Annotated in this window: 12 protein-coding genes and 1 pseudogene; 9 read left to right on the top strand and 4 right to left on the bottom strand. The window is 62.0% G+C overall.

The annotated features are described in order from the left end of the window. The first annotated feature begins 140 nt into the window (after window positions 1–140). Window positions 141–1,133, top strand: a complete 993-nt coding sequence (locus M1E04_RS10465) for a GntR family transcriptional regulator (RefSeq protein ID WP_432213748.1) — start codon at window positions 141–143, stop codon at window positions 1,131–1,133. Between the two features lie 714 nt (window positions 1,134–1,847). Here M1E04_RS10465 and M1E04_RS10460 read toward each other — a convergent pair. Together M1E04_RS10460 and M1E04_RS10455 are read right to left on the bottom strand one after the other, a co-directional pair. Further along, window positions 1,848–3,031 (bottom strand): IS3 family transposase gene (locus M1E04_RS10460; protein WP_456291595.1). Its coding sequence is split into 2 segments (ribosomal slippage): window positions 1,848–2,767 and window positions 2,767–3,031, totalling 1,185 coding nucleotides; the frame shifts between segments, so codons are not numbered across the junction. A gap of 450 nt (window positions 3,032–3,481) precedes the next feature. Then, complete coding sequence (locus M1E04_RS10455) at window positions 3,482–4,534, bottom strand: GGDEF domain-containing protein (protein WP_456292911.1); 1,053 nt, start codon at window positions 4,532–4,534, stop codon at window positions 3,482–3,484. A 263-nt stretch (window positions 4,535–4,797) separates the two neighbouring features. Here M1E04_RS10455 and M1E04_RS10450 point away from each other — a divergent pair, with 263 nt between their 5' ends. Continuing rightward, entirely contained in the window at window positions 4,798–5,823 is a 1,026-nt protein-coding gene (locus M1E04_RS10450) for a YrzE family protein (RefSeq protein WP_065988809.1), read from the top strand. Between the two features lie 99 nt (window positions 5,824–5,922). Here the strand turns inward: M1E04_RS10450 and M1E04_RS10445 are convergent, their stop codons facing one another. Next, window positions 5,923–6,222 carry an ArsR/SmtB family transcription factor gene (locus M1E04_RS10445; protein WP_456293175.1) on the bottom strand — a complete coding sequence of 100 codons (300 nt, stop codon included), beginning with the start codon at window positions 6,220–6,222 and terminating at the stop codon, window positions 5,923–5,925. Window positions 6,223–6,307: 85 nt separating this feature from the next. Here M1E04_RS10445 and M1E04_RS10440 point away from each other — a divergent pair, with 85 nt between their 5' ends. Both M1E04_RS10440 and M1E04_RS10435 read left to right on the top strand, forming a co-directional pair. Then, complete coding sequence (locus M1E04_RS10440; RefSeq protein WP_456292910.1) at window positions 6,308–7,429, top strand: NADH:flavin oxidoreductase/NADH oxidase; 1,122 nt, start codon at window positions 6,308–6,310, stop codon at window positions 7,427–7,429. A gap of 99 nt (window positions 7,430–7,528) precedes the next feature. Then, window positions 7,529–8,407 (top strand): LysR family transcriptional regulator, encoded by an 879-nt coding sequence (locus tag M1E04_RS10435; RefSeq protein ID WP_192130286.1) that lies wholly within the window; start codon window positions 7,529–7,531, stop codon window positions 8,405–8,407. Window positions 8,408–8,424: 17 nt separating this feature from the next. On the opposite strand, the gene M1E04_RS10430 is transcribed toward M1E04_RS10435, so the two are convergent. After that, window positions 8,425–8,850 carry a VOC family protein gene (locus tag M1E04_RS10430; protein WP_065988806.1) on the bottom strand — a complete coding sequence of 142 codons (426 nt, stop codon included), beginning with the start codon at window positions 8,848–8,850 and terminating at the stop codon, window positions 8,425–8,427. Window positions 8,851–9,149: 299 nt separating this feature from the next. Between M1E04_RS10430 and M1E04_RS10425 the strand changes: the two genes are divergently transcribed. The 5 genes and pseudogenes from M1E04_RS10425 (at window position 9,150) to M1E04_RS10405 (ending at window position 19,265) form a co-directional block, all read left to right on the top strand. Beyond that, a complete protein-coding gene (locus M1E04_RS10425; protein WP_065989064.1) occupies window positions 9,150–9,662 on the top strand; it encodes an acyloxyacyl hydrolase in 513 nt (170 codons plus the stop codon). A gap of 333 nt (window positions 9,663–9,995) precedes the next feature. Beyond that, window positions 9,996–10,982: pseudogene (locus M1E04_RS10420) on the top strand (cache domain-containing protein); the annotation flags it as partial. 63 nt (window positions 10,983–11,045) lie between these two features. Continuing rightward, window positions 11,046–11,885, top strand: coding sequence for a methyl-accepting chemotaxis protein (locus tag M1E04_RS10415; protein ID WP_410929048.1), 840 nt, complete (start codon window positions 11,046–11,048; stop codon window positions 11,883–11,885). Between the two features lie 137 nt (window positions 11,886–12,022). Next, a complete protein-coding gene (locus tag M1E04_RS10410) occupies window positions 12,023–13,234 on the top strand; it encodes a diguanylate cyclase domain-containing protein (protein ID WP_456292909.1) in 1,212 nt (403 codons plus the stop codon). A 415-nt stretch (window positions 13,235–13,649) separates the two neighbouring features. After that, window positions 13,650–19,265 carry a putative Ig domain-containing protein gene (locus M1E04_RS10405; protein WP_456292908.1) on the top strand — a complete coding sequence of 1,872 codons (5,616 nt, stop codon included), beginning with the start codon at window positions 13,650–13,652 and terminating at the stop codon, window positions 19,263–19,265. Window positions 19,266–19,521: the final 256 nt, after the last annotated feature.

Genomic DNA, 19,521 nt, shown 5'->3' with positions numbered 1-19,521 from the left:
TAATGGATATTTACGAAAAGGTACGTTTTAGTGCAAAAAAGTAACAACGGCTCCAATACTGTGCGTTCTGACGTGACCCGCAGTGACAACCTGTCTTGTGCGAGAATCGCCGCCCGCCTCTCGAGAAGTGTATGAAATCGATGTCCGTCGAGGATTCCCGCACCCCGTCCCGCTACGCCACGATCCGGCAGGTCCTGCGCGATGCCATCGTCAACGGTGACGTGGCTGAAGGATTGGTGCTGCTCGAAGCGCCGCTGGCAGAGCTGTTCGGCACCAGCCGGGTGCCGGTGCGCCGGGCGCTGGACCTGCTCCATGAAGAAGGCCTGATCAGCCGATTCAACGGACGCGGTTATCTGGTCAATCCCGACGGCACCCACGTGGAGCCGCTACGACTGGCCCTGACCCACCACCAATTGGGTCTGGACAGCAGTGAAGAACTGGTCGACACCCGCCCGCTGGGGGAACGTATTTACGAGGAAATCGGCGCGGCGCTGTCGACCTGTATCGCGTTCGGTCATTACCGGCTCGACGAGCAGATTGCCGCCGAACACTATGGCGTGAGCCGGGCCGTGGTGCGCGAGGCGCTGATGCGTCTGCGTGATCGGGGGCTGGTAGAGAAAGAACCCTACTCCCAATGGCTGGCCGGGCCGCTTACGGCTCGGGAGGTGACCGAAGACTACGAGCTGCGCGCCTGCCTGGAGCCTGAAGCGTTGCGCCAGACCGCACCGGGACTGAGCCGCGACGACCTGGTCGCCATGCTTGCGCGGGTCGAAGCGGCGCAGAATAACCCGCAGTGCAGCCTGGCGGACATCGAGCGATTGGAGGAGGACCTGCATCACCACTGCCTGGCCGGCATCACCAACCGCAAGATCGCGACGTTGATCCGCCAGGGCCAGAGCCCGATGATCATCAGCCGGATTTTCTATAGCCAATTGGGTATCGGCCCTGACGACGCGATGCTGGCCGAACACCGTCTGATCCTGGAATTGCTGCTGCACGGCGCCTTCGATGCCGCCGCGCTGAACCTCAAGGAACACCTCAACCGCGCCAGCCAACGGATGCTGCAGCGGCTGAAAGTCCTGTCCGTGCTGCCTGAGCAGCCGGTCCCGGAATACTTGACCCGACTCAGTTGATGAAGAGCGGGCATGCGCGGAGTAGGACCGGCTTTAGCCGGGAAAGCGTCAGAGGCAATACCGCAGAATTGATGCCGCACGCACTGGCCTTTTCCCGGCTGAAGCCGGTCCCACTGAAATCAAAAGCAGCCGCAACACCGCGCGCATTCGTAGGACCGGCTTCAGCCGGGAAGGCGTCAGAGGCAACAACTCAGAATTGTTAGCGTACGCACCGACCTCTTCCCGGCTGAAGCCAGTCCCACTGAAATCAAAAGCAGCCGCCACACCCCGCGCATTCGTAGGACCGGCTTTAGCCGGGAACGCGTCAGAGGCAACCATCGCAGAATTGATGGCGCACGCACCGGCCCCTTCCCGGCTGAAGCCGGTCCCACTGAAATCAAAAGCAGCCGCCACACCCCGCGCATTCGTAGGACCGGCTTTAGCCGGGAGGGCGTCAGAGGCAACCATCGCAGAATTGATGGCGCACGCACCGGCCCCTTCCCGGCTGAAGCCGGTCCCACTGAAATCAAAAGCAGCCGCCACACCCCGCGCATTCGTAGGACCGGCTTTAGCCGGGAAGGCGTCAGAGACAGCACCGCAGAATTGTTAGCGGACGCACCGGCCCCTTCCCGGCTGAAGCCAGTCCCACTGAACTCAAAAACAGCCGCCACACCGCGCGCATTCGTAGGACCGGCTTCAGCCGGGAAAGCGTCAGGTGTAACACCGCTGTAGTGGTCAACTAATTCCGGACACCTCGATAGGTTGTTTCAAGGCCACCGTCCGTTCGTAAACGGTCGGTGGCAGATACCCCAGTTTTGAGTGCAGCCGCTCGTTGTTGTAATACCCAACGATATATTGAGTGATGTCGCGTACCGCTTCGCCATGGTTGGCGTAATTGCGCCGCCATACCCGCTCCATTTTCAGGCTCAGGAAGAAGCGCTCCATCACCGCATTGTCCCAGCAGTTGCCCTTACGGCTCATGCTTTGCTGCATCCCGTGCCTGGCCAGCAGCGATCTGTAGATTGCGCTCGCATATTGGCTGCCGCGATCGGAGTGAGCGATCAGGCCAGGCGGCGGTTGACGCTGCGCGACGGCCATCTGCATCGCGCTGCACACCAGCTCTGCAGGCATGTTTGGGGCCATCGCCCAACCCACGATCTTGCGCGAGAACAAGTCCAGCACCACGGCCAGATAGAGCCAGCCGCTGCGCGTTCCTATGTAGGTAATGTCGGCGACCCAGGCGGTATTCACAGCCTGCGGTTCAAACTGACGGTTCAACACATTTTCAGCGATTGGCAGGTCATGCTTGCTGTCGGTCGTATGCACAAACTTAGGTTTCCACGCCGAGCGCAAACCATGGGCTCGCATCAGGCGGCGGACTTTATAGCGGCCTATTTCCATGCCCTTGGCCCGCAGAGCCTTGGTTAAAGAGCGGCTGCCGGAGCAGCCGTCGCTCACGGCAAACGATGCCTTGAGCTGCGCGACAATGGGACAACTGAGCCGAACAGGTGCTTGTGCACGCTTACGGGCCTCGTAAAAACCTGATCGACTGACGTTCAGCAGACGACAGACATGCGCCACCGGATAAGCCTTCTGTTGCAGTTGCCGAACAAGCCGATACGTCACTTCAGTTCGCGGGCAAAGAAGGCGGTAGCCTTTTTTAGGATGTCGTTGTCCATCTTGAGCTGCCGGTTTTCCTGCTCCAGCTGCCGAATGCGCTGTTGCTCAGCCGTCAGCGGGTTTCCTATCCCGGCCTGGCCCAACTGCTCGGCGTCGTATTGGCGGATCCACCGTCGTACGGCCGTCTCACCGAGATTCTGGTCCTGGCAAACCTGCGGAACGGTCAGCCCCTGATCCCTGACCATCTTTACGACTTCCAGTTTGTAGCTGTCATCAAACCTGTTGCGTTTTCTGGTCATGTAGAACTCCTCGATAAATGTATTTTCCACTTATCGAGGTGTCCGGGGAAATTAGACCACTGCACCGCAGAATTGTTAGCGCACGAACCGGCCCCTTCCCGGCTCAAGCCAGTCCCACTGAACTCAAAAGCAGCCGCCACACCGCGCGCATTCGTAGGACCGGCTTTAGCCGGGAAGGCGTCAGAGGCAACACCTCAGATTAGCGGACGCACCGGCCCCTTCCCGGCTGAAGCCAGTCCCACTGAAACCAAAAGCAGTCGCCACACCGCGTGCATTGGTGGGACCGGCTTCAGCCGGGAAAGCGTCAGAGGCAACACCGCAGAATTGTTAGCGTACGCACCGGCCTCTTCCCGGCTGAAGCCAGTCCCACTGAAATCAAAAGCAGCCGCCACACCGCGTGCATTCGTAGAACCGGCTTCAGCCGGGAAGGCGTCAGAGGCAACACCGCACTCACTCCGCCCGCATCACCCGATTACGCCCCTCCTGCTTGCCCTCATACAAACGCTGATCAGCCCGGTTCAGCGCATCCCGGAACGTCTCGCCGTCTTTCAAGATGGCCACCGCAAGGGTCGCGCTGAGGGTCAGGCTCATCTGTCTGATCTCCCCGGCCTCCTCGCGAATGTGCGTCAGTATCCGCTCGGCGATCAGCCGCGCATCCTCGAAGGTGGTGTTGGGCATCAACACCAGAAACTCCTCGCCGCCCCAGCGCGCGGCGATGTCGGTGGTGCGCACGCACCGGGCGATGACGTCGGCCACCTGTTGCAGCACCACATCGCCCAGGTCGTGACCGTGCTGGTCGTTGATCTGCTTGAAATGATCGATGTCGATCAGCACCAGCGCCGTGGGTATCTCGCGGCGGCCCCCGCCCAACTGACGCAAGCGCTGCAGCACTCGCCGCCGGGTGTAGAGGTTGGTCAGGCTGTCGCGGTGGGCGGAGTGATAGAGGTTCATGTGCATGGACAGGTTGAAACGCACCGACAGCGCCGTGGCGTGAAGCAACAACGCTGTAGCGGTCAATGCGTTGGCGGCGCCGAACAGGTCCTGGGCGTGTTCGCTGACGCTGATCACCGGCACTTTGTTGCGCATGAGGTACCCGCCCACCGTGACAATAAGCACGGCAGCGCTCAGACAGCCGCGGCGTGCCGGCGAGGAATGAAAGCCGAAGGCGATGATCGGCACGATGCAGAAGACGTACAGATGGAAGTTGCTGTCCCAGCCCAGAACCCAGGTGGCGATGGCCGCATGGGCGATGATTTCGAGGCAGATCAGCATGCCGGCGCATCGATACAGGCGACGTTTGATCGCCAGCAGACAGGCGATGTACGCCGCGACGCTCACTGCATTGGTGACCCACATCACGGGCAGATCCACAATCAGGAACAGACCGAGCAGGAGCACGTGGAGCGCGAAAGCGATCTGCACGATCGGGATGATGTGTTTCCAGTATTCAACGGTGGCTTCCCGAGTGACCTGCGTGCGGTCATCGGCGGTGAGGGTATTCATCAGGATGTCTCGGAAAAAATAAGTGCGGTGGCATGGGCGGTTGCTAAGGACAGTGTGCGGGGTGACGCGATATCGCGATTCTGAATAGCACTAATTCCAATTTAGTCTGCTTGCAGGCCTTTGAATTTCCGGCATTTTTAAAGTTTAGGCATTTTGCCAGCATTTTATTTTTCGCCTGCATAAAACTAATTAAAAAGCCCGAGTGTCATTGAATTACGCGCAAGGACTCTTGCGTTCTGCCAATGACCAAAGGAACTGCCACTATGATTCGCGATGACCGAGTAACGCCCGCTGGCTACGATGATCCTGTCTACCGGGGCACCGCTGTTGCTCCCTTGCTCAAACGTATTTCCTGGGGCGCCATTCTGGCCGGTGTGGTACTCGCACTGGTGGTCTCGCTGATGCTCAGTCTGCTGGGCACCGCCATAGGCAGCGCCAGCATTGATCCGCTGCAGGAAGCCGACCCGCTGGCGGGCATGGGCAAAGGCACTGGCATCTGGCTGGGTGTCAGTATGGTCATTTCCCTGTTCATCGGTGGCTGGGCCGCTGGCCGGTTGGCCCATCGCGAAGGCGCCTTCCACGGCATTCTGGTCTGGGCCAGTGTTTCGCTGATCAGCGTTTACCTGGTGTCCAGCGCCGTGACCGGCGTCGTGCGGGGCGGTCTGAACCTGGCAGGCAGCGGCCTGTCGGCAGTGGGCAGCGGCATCGCACAAGTGGCCCCGGCTGTGGGCGGCAAGATTCAGGAGCAACTGCGGGCCCAGGGCATCGACTTCAATCTGGACGATATCCAGGGTGAAATCGAACAGGCCATGCGCCAGACCGGCAAGCCTGAACTGGACCCGAACAAGGTCAAGCAAGACGTCGCCACGACCCAGGAAGACGCTAAAAACACCGCCCAGCGCAGTGCTGAAGCCCCACAACAGGCCGACCAGCAACTGAGCGGTTTGCTGGACCGCCTGAAAGCCAAGGGCGACCAGGCGTGGGATGCGGCTGACCGCCAGGCGTTCGTCAACCTGATCAAGGCCCGCGGCAACAAGACCGACGCCGAAGCCAACCAGATCGTTGATCAGGCCCAGGCCAGCTACCGTCAGGCGTACGCCAAGTACCAGGAGCTGAAAGCTCAGGCAGAACAGAAAGCCCGTGAAGCGGCTGACGTGGCGGCGAAAAACATTTCCCGCGCCGCCTGGATCCTGCTGATCACCCTCGTGGTGTCGGCCCTTGTCGCGGCAGGCGCTGGTGCAATGGGTCGTCGTACCCAACCGGCTGCGAAGATCGTCGGCGCTGTCTAAGCGTCGCGTATAGCGCAAGAAAAAAATGGTCCGATCCTGTGATCGGGCCATTTTTGTTTCAGGTCAACCTCCCCGCCGTACATCTGAAAACCACCGCGCTCAATCCTGAGCCAGGATGCTTTGCAACAATCCCGGAAACCGTGCATCCAGCTCGTCAGTGCGCAGGGAATTCATGTGGGTGGTGCCGATATTGCGGGTGTGCACCAGGCCTGCATCCCGCAGCACGCGGAAGTGATGGGACATGCTGGACTTGGGCCGCCCGCCGTCGAGTTCGCCACAGGTGGCCTCGGACACCGAGGAAAGACAGCGAACGATTTCGAGGCGCACGGGGTCACTTAATGCGTAAAGCAAACGCTCAAGTGTGAGTTCGGTCGGTAACGGATGTTTGAAGGCGCGCATGCCGCCCATCATAGCGGGGGGTTTCATCCTTCGCCATATTTCGAATACTATCGAACAAGCGAATTCAATCATCAGGAGTATTTCCATGTCGGCATTGTTCGAACCCTTCACGCTGAAGGACGTAACCCTGCGTAACCGCATCGCCATTCCTCCAATGTGCCAGTACGTGGCAGACAACGGCGTCATCAACGACTGGCATCACGTTCACCTCGCGAGCATGGCCCGCGGCGGTGCCGGTCTGGTGGTCGTCGAAGCCACAGCCGTCTCCCCTGAAGGCCGCATCACCCCGGGCTGCGCCGGTATTTGGAGCGATGAGCACGCCCAGGCATTCATCCCTGCCGTGCAAGCGATCAAGGCCGCCGGTTCCATCCCCGGCATCCAGATCGCCCACGCCGGTCGCAAGGCCAGTGCCAACCGTCCATGGGAAGGCGACGACCACATGGCCGCCGATGACACCCGTGGCTGGCAGACCATCGCGCCCTCGGCTATCGCTTTCGGCGCCAACCTGCCGAAAGTCCCGCAGGAAATGACCCTCGACGACATCGCCCGGGTCAAGCAGGACTTCGTCGACGCCGCGCGCCGCGCCCGTGATGCAGGCTTCGAGTGGATCGAACTGCACTTCGCCCACGGTTACCTGGGCCAGAGCTTCTTCTCCGAACACTCCAACCAGCGCACTGACGCCTACGGTGGCAGCTTCGACAACCGCAGCCGCTTCCTGCTGGAAACCCTCGCTGCCGTCCGTGAAGTCTGGCCGGAAAACCTGCCCCTGACCGCGCGCTTCGGTGTGATCGAGTACGACGGCCGTGACGAGCAGACCCTCAGCGAATCCATCGAACTGGCGCGCCGCTTCAAGGCCGGCGGTCTCGACCTGCTGAGCGTCAGTGTCGGTTTCACCATCCCGGAAACCAACATCCCGTGGGGCCCGGCCTTTATGGGCCCGATCGCCGAACGTGTGCGCCGCGAAGCCGATATCCCGGTGACGTCGGCATGGGGTTTTGGCGATCCAAAACTGGCCCAGGCCGCCGTGCAGAATGGTCAGTTGGACCTGGTCTCGATCGGCCGTGCGCACCTGGCGGACCCGCATTGGGCGTATTTCGCCGCCAAAGAGCTGGGCGTCGACAAAGCGTCGTGGACCCTGCCTGCGCCTTACGCGCACTGGCTTGAACGCTACCGCAAGCGTCACGCGATACAGAATGCCGCCCCTTGAGGCGGCATTTTTATTTGCCGACGGCACTGGTTACTATCCGCTGCCGGCCGGCTGCCCATGCGCCCTGCCCGATTTGAATCCCCATCCCAGGACCTGACGATGATCAGAGAGTTGAAAACCTTTGTCTGCGTCGCGCGGCGAGGCACCTTTGCGGCGGCCGGACGTGAGGTCGGGCTGACGCAATCGGCGGTGAGTGCGCAGATCAAAAACCTCGAAGACACCCTCGGCGTGACCCTGTTCGACCGCACCGGCCGCGCCGCCACCCTCAACGCTGCCGGGCAGCGCGCCGTCGCACTGGCTGAAGAAATGCTGCAGTTGTTCGGGCGCATGGGCAGCCCCGACAGCGCCAACGATTTTCGTGGCGCGCTGCGCATCGGCGCCATCAGCACCGCACAGACCGGCATCTTGCCCCAAGCCCTGGTGGCACTGCGCAGCAAGGCGCCTTTTATCGAAGCCAGTCTGGTGCCGGGGGTGTCACTGAACCTGCTCAGCCAGGTGGACGCCGGCGAGCTCGACCTGGCGATCATGATCAAACCGCCGTTCGCGCTGCCCAAGGAGCTGCACGCGGAAGTCATCGCCAAGGAGCCGTTCGTGCTGATCACGCCGGCGAACATGCAAGGCGACGACCCACGGCAGATTCTCAGCGACCACCCCTTCATTCGCTACGATCAACGCTCGTTCGGCGGGCGCCGGGTGACGCAGTTTCTGCGCGAGCGCAAGCTCGAGGTGCGGCAAACCCTGGAGCTCGACGAGCTGGACGCCATCGTCAAAATGGTCCGCGCCGGGCTCGGCGTAGCGCTGGTGCCCATGGCCGGGTTGTGGCTGGAGCATGCGCAGGACGTGCGGATCATTGATCTGGGCGAGATGACCTTCTTCCGCGAGATCGTGCTGGTGAGCAAATACCTGCAGCGGCACACGCCACTGCTGGACCTGTTTCGCCGTTGCGTCATCGACACGCTGAATCAGCCGGCGCGCTGAGGGCCATCTGCAGACGGCTATTTGGCGAAGAGTTGACTCATGTCTTTGAAGGCCTTGAATTCCAGGGCGTTGCCGCACGGGTCGAACAGAAACATGGTCGCCTGCTCGCCGACCTGGCCCTGAAAACGGATATAGGGCTCGATCACAAACCGGGTTTCGCGGGCGCGCAGCCGCTCCGCCAGTGCTTCCCATTCCGCCCAGTGCAGGATGATGCCGAAATGCGGAACCGGCACGTCGTGACCGTCCACGGCGTTGGAATGCACGGATTCCTGGGAAGTGGTTTTCGGGTGCTCATGGATGACCAATTGATGGCCATAGAAATCGAAATCGACCCACTGCTCGCTGGAGCGGCCTTCGGAAAGACCGAAAACGTCGCCGTAGAAGTGCCGCGCGGCGGCGAGGTCGTAAACAGGAATAGCGAGGTGAAATGGCGAGAGGCTCATGGTCGATCCTTGGACGGGAATGATAGGAACGGATTGTTGACCGTGATCGACCGCTGCGAAAGCGGATATCTCTTCTGCTGAGCCTCAACTATTTCGATCAATCACGCCTTCTATTCAACGGCAGCGTTGAAATGTCCAAAGGCTCGGCAGTGGGGTAAGGCAGCTGGGCGTGCAAAAACGCCAAACGGCAAAGCAATTTTTCGCAGTGCCAATGGAACTTTAGTAGTGGCATTATGCCCTACATCCGCTCGGGCGATTTATCCCCCCCGGTTCCACTGACCTTCTTGGCTACCTCCACCATGAAAAAGCTACTGCTCGCAGCCCTTTGTCTGTCCTCTTTCGCCACCCATGCTGATGCCACGCAAATCTCCGGGGCACTGGGTGCCACCAGCCAGGGTGGCTTGACCGGCCGCGTTGCTCTGGGTTTCGACTGGGACAAGGCATGGCTGGAAAGCTCCACCGGCAAACTGACCGGCTATTGGGATCTGGGCTACACCTACTGGGAAGCGGGCAAACAGGCCGGCGCGCGCCATTCGGCGTCGTTTGCCCCGGTGTTCGTTTATGAGTTCGGCGGCGGCCCGGTCAAACCGTTTATCGAAGCGGGCGTGGGCGTTTCGCTGTTTACCGGCGCGTCCGCGGGCGATCAGACGTTTGGCTCGGCGTTCAACTTTGAAGACCGCCTCGGCGCCGGCCTGAAGTTCGGCGACGCCCAGCGCGTGGGTGTACGCGTGACGCACTATTCGAACGCGGGGATCAAAGAGCCCAATGACGGGATCGAGTCCTACGCGCTGGTTTACAGTCAGGCGCTTTGAGGGCTGAAGCTCCATGGGGCTGAGGTTCCAGCGGCAAGCGGCAAGGGGCGTGCCTGGCCCTTGAGCCAACGCCGGGCGGACGCCAGAGGGCTGCTTTTGCAGCCCTATATTTTGGGTCTCTGCCCAGGTCCCCTTGCCTGCCTCCTCGCTTTACACACCTTTCGCCTACCACCCTTTCATGACACGCCATCGGTATCACACGACCGATTGTCAGATTCCAGCGAGGCAGAGGCCTGTTTTAACCCGCAAGCCATTCATCTATGGCGCCGCTCGCCGATAGACCGGCAGACAGACTGCAATCCTTTCCCTGCAATCGCTTGAAGGCTCTACGGCATGACAAAATCCCTGAAATTCAGTCACAAGATTCTACTGGCGGCCTCGCTGGTGGTGATCGCCGCATTTACCTTGTTCACCCTCTACAACGATTATCTGCAACGGACGGCCATTCGGGATCAGTTAAGGGAAAGTCTGAATCAGACGGGCGAGAGTACGGCCGGTAACATCCAGAACTGGATGTCGGGACGCATCCTGCTGGTGGAAAACGTTGCCGAGGGCGCCGCGGTGTCGCCGTCGCCCGACGTGTTCAATCGCCTGCTGGGCCAGCCGACGCTGATCTCGACGTTCATGAGCATCTATCTGGGCAAGGCCGATGGCTCGTTCGTGACGCAACCGCCCGACGACATGCCCGGCGATTACGATCCGCGTACCCGCCCCTGGTACACCGACGCGCTGAAGGCCGGCAAGACCACCCTGACCGAGCCGTACCTGGACGCGGTCACCAAAGGCCTGATCGTGACGATTGCCACGCCGGTCAAAGGCCCCTCCGGCGTGGACGGCGTCGCGGGCGGCGACCTGAGCCTGGAAGTGCTGGTGAAGATGATCAGCGCGCTGCGCCTGCAAAACGACGGCCATGCCTTTCTGGTCGACGCCAACGGCCGCATCCTCGTGCATCCGGACACCTCGCTGGTCATGAAGACCCTGGCCGAGGTGTACCCGAACGACACACCGCGCCTGTCCCAGGACATCAGCGAAAGCGAGCACGACGGCAAGACGGAAATCCTCACCTTCGTCCACGTCAATGGTCTGCCGTCGGTCAACTGGTACGTCGGCATCTCGGTGGACAAGGCTCAGGCCTACGCCGCACTGGGCGATTTCCGTAACTCGGCGATCATCGCCACGATCATCGCCGTGGTGCTGATCATTCTGCTGCTGGGCGTGCTGCTCAGCGTGCTGATGCGTCCATTGAACACCATGGGCCGCGCCATGCACGACATCGCCGCGGGCGAAGGCGATCTGACCAAACGTCTGGAGGTCCTCAGCCAGGACGAATTCGGCTACCTGGGCAACGGCTTCAACCTGTTCGTGGAGCGGATCCATGACTCGATGCGCGAAGTGGCCTCCTCCACCGTGCAGCTCAACGAAGTCGCGTTGCGGGTGGTGAGCGCGTCGAACTCCTCGATGCTCAACTCCGACCAGCAGGCCAACCGCACCAGCAGTGTAGCGGCGGCCATCAACGAACTGGGCGCTGCCGCGCAGGAAATCGCGCAGAACGCCGCCATGGCCTCGGGCCATTCCAGCGACGCCCGCAACATGGCGTCCAACGGTCAGGCCGTGGTCGGTCAGAACATTGAGGCGATGAACCGGTTGTCGACGCGCATCAGCGGCGCCAGCGAGCAGATCGAACAGCTCAACACCAAGACCGCCAACATCGGGCAGATCCTCGAAGTCATCACCGGCATCTCCCAGCAAACCAACCTGCTGGCGCTCAACGCTGCCATCGAAGCCGCGCGCGCCGGGGAAGCCGGGCGCGGGTTTGCCGTGGTGGCTGACGAGGTCCGCAGCCTGGCGCATCGCACCCAGGAGTCGGCCAGTCAGGTGCAGAAAATGATCGAGGAGCTGCAACACGGCGCCCGTGAAGCGGTGGCAATCATGAATGACAGCCAGCGCGAGAGCCACGAAAGCGTGAGCATCGCCAACCAGGCCGGCACCAGCCTGGAAAGCGTGACGGTGCGGATCGGCGAGATCGACGCGATGAACCAGTCGGTCGCCACCGCCACCGAGGAACAGACCTCGGTGGTCGAAGCGATCAACGTCGACATCACCGAGATCAACACGCTGAACCAGGAAGGCGTGGAAAACCTGCAAGCCACGCTACGCGCCTGTTCCGACCTGGAACGTCAGTCGGCGCGCTTGACGCAGCTGGTGGGCAGTTTCCGTATCTGAGGCAAGGCGCAGCGCTGTTCGTCGCACACCTGACGCTTGATCGGTCAGCCCTTGCGAAATCAGCGCTCCGACGAAATGATGGCACTAAGACATCACCAGTGATGTCTTAGTCCGGTAACCCAGCCCTTTGGTGCAACATGCTTTCCTTTGTCCTCGATCGACCTGGCCCCCATGACGCGCAACTTCTTGCCGAGGTCGATCGCACCATCGCGTCGCGCTTTCGCAGCCTGCGTTTCAGCACCGAGCTGGAGCGTCGTTACGAGGCCGAAACGCTTGAGCAACGCCGCCAGTTTCTGTCCGCCGTGGGCATTGGCGGCATCCTCATCTACAACCTGTTCATGGTCAGCGACTGGCTGAGCCTGAACGATATGTTTACCTACGTGGCGCTGGGCCGTGTCTGCCTGATGACGCCGATCTTTATGATTCTGCTGGTCATCGCGCGGCGTGCCAGCACCCGGCGCATCGTGGAAGCGACGGCAGCCATCGGCACCGTGACGTGTTCGGTGATGCCGCTCATTGCGATGATCTACAGCGAAAGTCCGTTCCGCCTGCACTATCAACTGGGGATGCTGCTGATCATGGTGTATTGCACGGTGATCCAGCAGGTGCCGGTGCGCTGCGCAGCGGTGGCCATGGCGTGCATGCTGGTCATCCAGCTGGTAACAACCTACCTGGCTGACTTCGCTGACTTCCAGATCTGGCAGGCCAATGCGCTGTTGTTCTTCTCCACCGCGGCGTTGCTGATGATGGCGTCGTGGTTTCTGGAACACGGCAGCCGGTTGAGTTATCTGTTTGCGTTGCGCGGGCAGTTGCTGCGAGCGCAGTTGGTGGAACTGGCGCGCATCGATTCACTGACGCAATTGTTCAACCGGCGCTTTCAGGGCGAGGTGCTGGCCTCGTTGTGGAGCCGTGCGACGCAGACGCCCATGAACGTCGCGGTGATCCTGCTGGACATCGATCACTTCAAATCCTACAACGATAATTATGGGCATATGCAGGGCGACACCTGCCTGCGGCTGCTCAGTGGCGTGATTCAGCGCACAGCGCAGAAAGCCAACGCCCTGACCTTCCGCTTCGGCGGCGAGGAAATCCTCGTGCTCATGACCCACGCCCACCCGGCCCAGGCCAGGGCGCTGGCGGAAAACCTGCGCTCGGCGGTCGCCGCGCTGAATGTGCCACACCCGGTGCTGGGCGATGGCGCCAGAGTCACCATCAGTCTGGGCGTCGCCATCGCCAACGCACCCCAGACCAGCGCCGAAGTGCTCATCGCCATGGCCGACAAGGCCCTCTATGTCGCCAAGGGTGAAGGCCGCGACTGCCTGCGTTGCGCCCCGGCCGAAGTGGCCTAACGAGCTCTACCAATCGACCGCGTTCCTTTCAATCGACCGCGATCCCCCTGAATGACCGCCAACCCCCTGTAGGACCGGCTTTAGCCGGGAAAGCGTTAGATGCCACACCGCAAAATTGATGGTGTACACGCAGGCCTCTTCCCGGCTAAAGCCGGTCCTACCAATTGACCTGCATTCCTACCCAACGATACCCATCGTTCGCAGCACCCCCCCGCCCCACAAGTGCCAAAAAAGCACAGCCCCCAAAACGTCAATTAGGTGACGCGTAAAACCGCCCAAATGTGCCGGCCGTCACAAAACGACGGTTTCCCGACATACGGCGACAACTTTTCCGTTCAGTTAGGTCATACCTGCTGCAGTGCCGATTGGAAATTGGCACGCAGCGTGACCTCAGCCTGTGACCGGAGATAAGTACATGATTTATAACGTCCAAAATTTTGGCGCCAAAGGAGATGGCGTCTCTGACGACACCGCGGCCATCCAACAAGCGATTGATGCAGCTGCGGCGGCTGGCGGAGGACAAGTCTATGTACCCCCCGGGACCTACATCGTGTCGGGCGGTGAGGAACCGTCTGACGGCTGCCTCATGCTCAAGAGCAACGTCTACATGTACGGCGACGGCATGGGCGTCTCGAACATCAAGGTCGCGGACGGCTCCGACACGAAAATCACCGGCGTTATCCGCTCCGCCTACGGCGAAGAAACCCACGACTTCGGGCTGAGCAACCTCACCATCGACGGCAACCGCGACAACACCACCGGCAAGATCGATGGCTGGTTCAACGGTTTCATTCCCGGCAAGGAAGGCTACGACTCCAACGTCACCCTCGACGGCGTGGAGATCAAGGACTGTTCCGGTTACGGCTTCGACCCCCACGAACAGACCGTGAACATGGTCATCAAGAACAGCGTGTCCCATGGCAACGGTCTGGACGGCTTCGTCGCTGACTTCCTGAGCGACAGCACCTTCGAAAACAACATCGCCTACGACAACGATCGTCACGGCTTCAACGTGGTCACCAGCAGCCACGACTTCACCCTCAGCAACAACGTCGCCTATGGCAACGGCGGTGGCGGCATCGTCGTGCAGCGCGGCAGCGAGAACATCCCTTCGCCGAACAACATCACCATCACCGGCGGTGAGGTCTATAACAACGGTGCCGAAGGCGTGCTGATCAAGCTCTCCAGCGAAGTCACCATGACCGGTGTCGACATCCACGACAACGCCAGCGCCGGCGTGCGCATCTACGGCAGCAGCAACGTCGACGTGATCAACAACACCTTGAGCAACAACTCGCTGGGCGGCGGCGTACCGGAAATCATCATTCAGTCCTACGACGACAGCAACGGCGTTTCCGGCAAGTATTTCAACGGCAGCGACAACACCGTTCAGGGCAACACCATCACCGGCAGCGCGCTGTCCACCTATGGCGTGGCCGAGCGCAACGAAGACGGCACCGACCGCAACGCTATCATCGGCAACACCATCAGCCACACCACCAAGGGCGACACCCTGCTGTACGGCGATGGCAGCTACGTCAGCGCGACCGTGCCCGTTGTGGCCGTGCAAGGCACCGACGGCAACGACACCCTGCTGGGCAGCGACGCCAACGAGATCTTCTACGCCGGCGCAGGCAATGACACCGTCAACGGCGGTGGCGGCAGCGACATCCTCATCGGCGGTGCCGGGGTCGACAAGCTCACCGGCGGCGCAGGCGCGGACATCTTCCGCTTCACCAGCGAATCCGACAGCTACCGCACCGCGACCACCAGCTTCGACGACACCATCACCGACTTCGATCCGACCCAGGACAAGATCGACCTCGCCGGCCTGGGATTCACCGGGCTGGGCAATGGCCGTGGCGGCACCCTGCAGGTGAGTTACAGCGCCAGCAACGACCGCACCTACATCAAGGACTACGACGCCGACGCCAGTGGCAATCGCTTCGAACTGATCCTGGCCGGCAACCTGGTCAGCGCGCTGACCGCCGACAACTTCATCTTCAATCGCACCCTCACCGGCACCGAGGCCAACGATTCGCTGCAGGGCACTGACGGGGCCGACACACTGTTGGGCCTCGCCGGCAATGACAGCCTGGCGGGCGGCGGCGGTGACGATCGTCTCGACGGCGGCGCCGGGCAAGACACCCTCAGTGGTGGCGCCGGTGCTGACACCTTCGTGTTCTCCAGCCGCACCGACAGCTACCGCAACTACAACGCCGGCGGCGCGAATCTGGGCGACGTAATCACTGATTTCGACGTTACCGCCGACAAGATCGACCTCTCCAAGCTGGGCTTCACGGGCCTTGCCGACGGCATGAACAACACCGTCTACGCGGTGCTCAACGACGCCGGCGACAAGACCTACATCAAATCGCTGAACGCCGACGCCGAAGGCAACCGCTTCGAAGTCGCGCTGGTGGGCAACTACCTCGACAAACTGACCAGCGCCAACTTCGTGTTCGCCACCGCACCGACGGTGAATCAGGCCCCCGTGGTGGCCAACCCGCTGCTGGATCAGAACGCCACCGAGAACACGCCGTTCAGCTACGTCGTGCCGGGCACCAGCTTCACCGATCCGGACAACGACAACCTCAGCTACACCGCCACCCTGGCCGACGGCACCGCCCTGCCCGCCTGGCTGACCTTCGACGCCGTGACCCGCACCTTCAGCGGCACGCCGGGCAACACCGCGTCGGGCACCTACGCGATCAAGATCACCGCGAGCGACGCCAGCAACGCCACGGTCAGCGACAGCTTCACCCTCGCCGTGCAGGACGTGCCAGTCACGCCGGGCGAGATCAACGGCACGCCGGGCAACGACACGCTGACCGGCACCACCGGCAACGATCAGCTCTTCGGCGGCGCGGGCAACGACACCCTGAATGGTGGCGACGGCAACGACGTGCTCATCGGTGGCGCCGGTGCCGACAAACTCACCGGCGGCGCGGGCGCGGACGTGTTCCGCTTCACGTCGACCCAGGACAGTTACCGCACGGCGACCACCAGCGCCAGCGACCAGATCCTCGATTTCGATGCCGCCGCCGATAGAATCGACGTCTCGGCCCTGGGCTACAGCGGCCTGGGCAACGGCCTCAACGGCACGCTGCAGGTGACCTACAACGCCAGCACCAACCGCACCTACGTGAAAGACAACGTCGCGGACGCCAGCGGCAACCGTTTCGAACTGTCCCTGGCGGGTAATCTGGCCAGCAGCCTTAACGCCAGTCACTTTGTCTTCGCCAGCCAGAACGTGCCCGTCAACGTGGCGCCGGTGGTGGTGATTCCGCTGCTGGACCAGAACGCGACGGAAAATTCGCCGTTCACCTACGCGGTCACCAGCAACAGCTTCTCCGACGGCAACAACGACACGCTGACCTACACCGCGACCCTGGCCGATGGCAGCGCCCTCCCGGACTGGCTCAGCTTCGACAGCACCCGCCTGACCTTCAGCGGCACGCCCACCAGCACTGCCTCAGGCAACTACACCCTGCTGATCAAGGCGACTGATCCGTCGGGCGCGTCCGTCAGTGACAGCTTTGCCCTCGCCGTGGCCGATGCGCCGGCCAGCACCATCACCGGCACCGACAATGGCGAAGCGATCGCCGGCACCGCAGGCGCCGACCTGATCCTCGGGCTGGGCGGCAACGACACCATTCGCGCCGGCGCAGGACCGGACATCATCGACGGCGGTGCAGGTCGCGACTCGCTGTACGGCGGCGACGGTGCCGACACCTTCCGCTACACCAGCGTCCAGGACAGCTACCGCGACTACAACACCGGCGGCGTCACCGCCACCGACACGGTTTACGATTTCACCCACGGCGTGGACAAGATCGACGTCTCCGCCCTGGGCTTCCTCGGCCTGGGCGACGGCAGCAACGGCACGCTGTACCTGAGCCTGAACGCAGCCGGCGACAAGACCTACATCAAATCCAGCGTCCCTGACGCCGACGGTCACCGCTTCGAGATCGCCTTGAGCGGCAACTACGTGAACACCCTCACGGCGGACGATTTCGTGTTCGGCTCCCGGGCCGACCAGGACATCCTGTTCCTGCCGACCCTGGGCCAGTCCAACGCACGTCTGCTGCGCATGACCGAAGACGACAGCCAGTCCGGCACCACCATGCTGGTCGACGGCCTGAGCAAGTACACCACCTACGACGTGCGCAGCCAGTTCAACGACGCCGACGGCAATGGCATCGACATCGCGGTGGGCGGCAGCACCGTCAACGGCATGTCGACCCTCAGCGCCGACGAACTGAAACTGTGCTGGTGGCTGACCGACACCGACCAGCCGGGCCCTGCCTTGTTGCGCGCCGCGGCCCTGTTGAACGACCAGCTCACCGAGCTGAAAGCGGTCGACAACGTGACCATGGGCATCATCTGGGGCCAGGGCGAAGAAGCAGCGCAGGAAATCGCCCGCGCCTCGGACAAAGAGGCCGCCGCGGCGGCGTACAAGGCCGCGACTTTGTCGGTGTTCGATTACCTGCACGCGCAGTTCGGCAACTTCAACGTCTACATGATGGAAACCGGCCACTACGACCAGGACGCGGCCCGCGCCCGCGGTTTCTCGGAAGAGAAGATCGCCGGCATCGTCGAGGGCGTCGGCTATGTCCGTGCCACCCAGGAAGCGATTGCCGCCCAGCGTGACGACGTGAAGATTGCGGTGGACTACACCGATCTGCCCCTGCGCCACGAGGTCGACCCGCTGGTCTATCCCGATGACGTCTGGCACTTGCACGAAGAGTCTGCCGAGATCGTCGGTCAGCGTCTGGCCGACTACATCGCCGACGACCTGGGCTTCAAAGGCGACCCGAGCGACAACAACAGCGTGCAGGCCATCTTCGACGGCGCGCAGAACGAAGGCGGCCTGATCTTCGGCACCGACCAGGACGACACCCTGGTGGGCTCGGCCGGCAATGACACGCTGGACGGCGACCTTGGCGCCGACAGCATGACGGGCGGCGACGGCAATGACATTTACATCGTCGACAACGCCTTCGACAGCATCACCGAAAGCAGCGACTCGCCGTCGCAGATCGACACCGTGCAGGCGTCGGTCAGCTGGACCCTCGGCGCGAATCTGGAAAACCTGGTGCTCACCGGCGTTTCGGCCATCGACGGCAACGGCAACGAGCTGCGCAACTTCATCACCGGCAACGCGGCAGCCAACGTGATCGACGGCGCAGGCGGTGCCGACAGCATGAGCGGCGGCAACGGCAACGACACGTACTACGTCGACGACAGCGGCGACAGCGTGATCGAAAGCAACGCCGATCGCGTCTCCGGCGGCGTCGACAGTGTGCACAGCACCCTGGCGACGTTCACCTTGGGCAATAACGTCGAAAACCTGTACATCGACAGCATTGACGCGGCGAACGGCATCGGTAACGCCCTGGACAACGTGCTGTTCGCCGGCAGCGGCGATAACGTGCTGGACGGGCGCGGCGGCAACGACACGGTGTCCTACTACGGCGCGCAGGCCGGCATCACCGCCACCCTGTCGACCTCGGCGCAGCAGAACACCGGCGGCTCAGGCCTCGACACGCTGAAGAGCGTCGAAAACCTGATCGGCAGCGCCTTCGACGACAACCTGACCGGCAACAGCGGCGCCAACGTGCTCAACGGCGGTGCCGGCAACGACACGCTGATCGGCGGCTCGGGCAATGACCGTTTGATCGGCGGCGCTGGCACTGACACGCTCACCGGCGGCACCGGGTCGGACACCTACGTGTTCGACTCCATCGCCGACATGGGCGTCGGGGCGTTGCGCGACGTGATCAATGGCTTCAAGAGCGCCGAAGGCGACCTGCTCGACTTCAGCGCCCTGGACGCCAATCCGCAGACCCCGGGGATCGACGCGTTTACTTTCATCGGCAGCAACGCCTTTGACAGCAACGACGCGACCGGGCAAATCCGCTTCGCTGACGGGATTCTCTACGGCAGCATCAACGCCGACGCGGCCCCGGATTTCGAAATCCAGTTGGTCGGCGTCAAGGAGCTGCACGTCACTGACCTCGTTGCCTGATTGATCGCGTAACACAAAAACGGCCTCCGCAATGGAGGCCGTTTTTTTTAAGGATCGCTCACCTACCGGCTCCTTCCCGGCTGAAGCCGGTCCCACTAAAAGCATCGCGTGCCTCCAATGTGGCTGACTGAGTCCCGGACAGCGCGACCGCATATCCCTCGTAGGACCGGCTTTAGCCGGGAAGACGTCAGATGCCTCACCGCAAGATCCGCTGCGTACTCAATGGCCTCTTCCCGGCTGAAGCCGGTCCCACTAA

The sequence above is a fragment of the Pseudomonas sp. AK106 genome, assembly GCF_053903055.1.
This window is presented reverse-complemented; position numbering and strand designations above follow the sequence as displayed.

Excerpts from the sequence above, each read along its gene's own strand:
- M1E04_RS10430 (WP_065988806.1), bottom strand. The coding sequence starts at position 8,850 with ATGAGCCTCTCGCCATTTCACCTCGCTATTCCTGTTTACGACCTCGCC.
- M1E04_RS10435 (WP_192130286.1), top strand. The coding sequence starts at position 7,529 with ATGATCAGAGAGTTGAAAACCTTTGTCTGCGTCGCGCGGCGAGGCACC.
- M1E04_RS10440 (WP_456292910.1), top strand. The coding sequence starts at position 6,308 with ATGTCGGCATTGTTCGAACCCTTCACGCTGAAGGACGTAACCCTGCGT.
- M1E04_RS10445 (WP_456293175.1), bottom strand. The coding sequence starts at position 6,222 with ATGCGCGCCTTCAAACATCCGTTACCGACCGAACTCACACTTGAGCGT.
- M1E04_RS10455 (WP_456292911.1), bottom strand. The coding sequence starts at position 4,534 with ATGAATACCCTCACCGCCGATGACCGCACGCAGGTCACTCGGGAAGCC.
- M1E04_RS10425 (WP_065989064.1), top strand. The coding sequence starts at position 9,150 with ATGAAAAAGCTACTGCTCGCAGCCCTTTGTCTGTCCTCTTTCGCCACC.
- M1E04_RS10405 (WP_456292908.1), top strand. The coding sequence starts at position 13,650 with ATGATTTATAACGTCCAAAATTTTGGCGCCAAAGGAGATGGCGTCTCT.
- M1E04_RS10450 (WP_065988809.1), top strand. The coding sequence starts at position 4,798 with ATGATTCGCGATGACCGAGTAACGCCCGCTGGCTACGATGATCCTGTC.
- M1E04_RS10410 (WP_456292909.1), top strand. The coding sequence starts at position 12,023 with ATGCTTTCCTTTGTCCTCGATCGACCTGGCCCCCATGACGCGCAACTT.
- M1E04_RS10465 (WP_432213748.1), top strand. The coding sequence starts at position 141 with ATGTCCGTCGAGGATTCCCGCACCCCGTCCCGCTACGCCACGATCCGG.
- M1E04_RS10415 (WP_410929048.1), top strand. The coding sequence starts at position 11,046 with ATGCGCGAAGTGGCCTCCTCCACCGTGCAGCTCAACGAAGTCGCGTTG.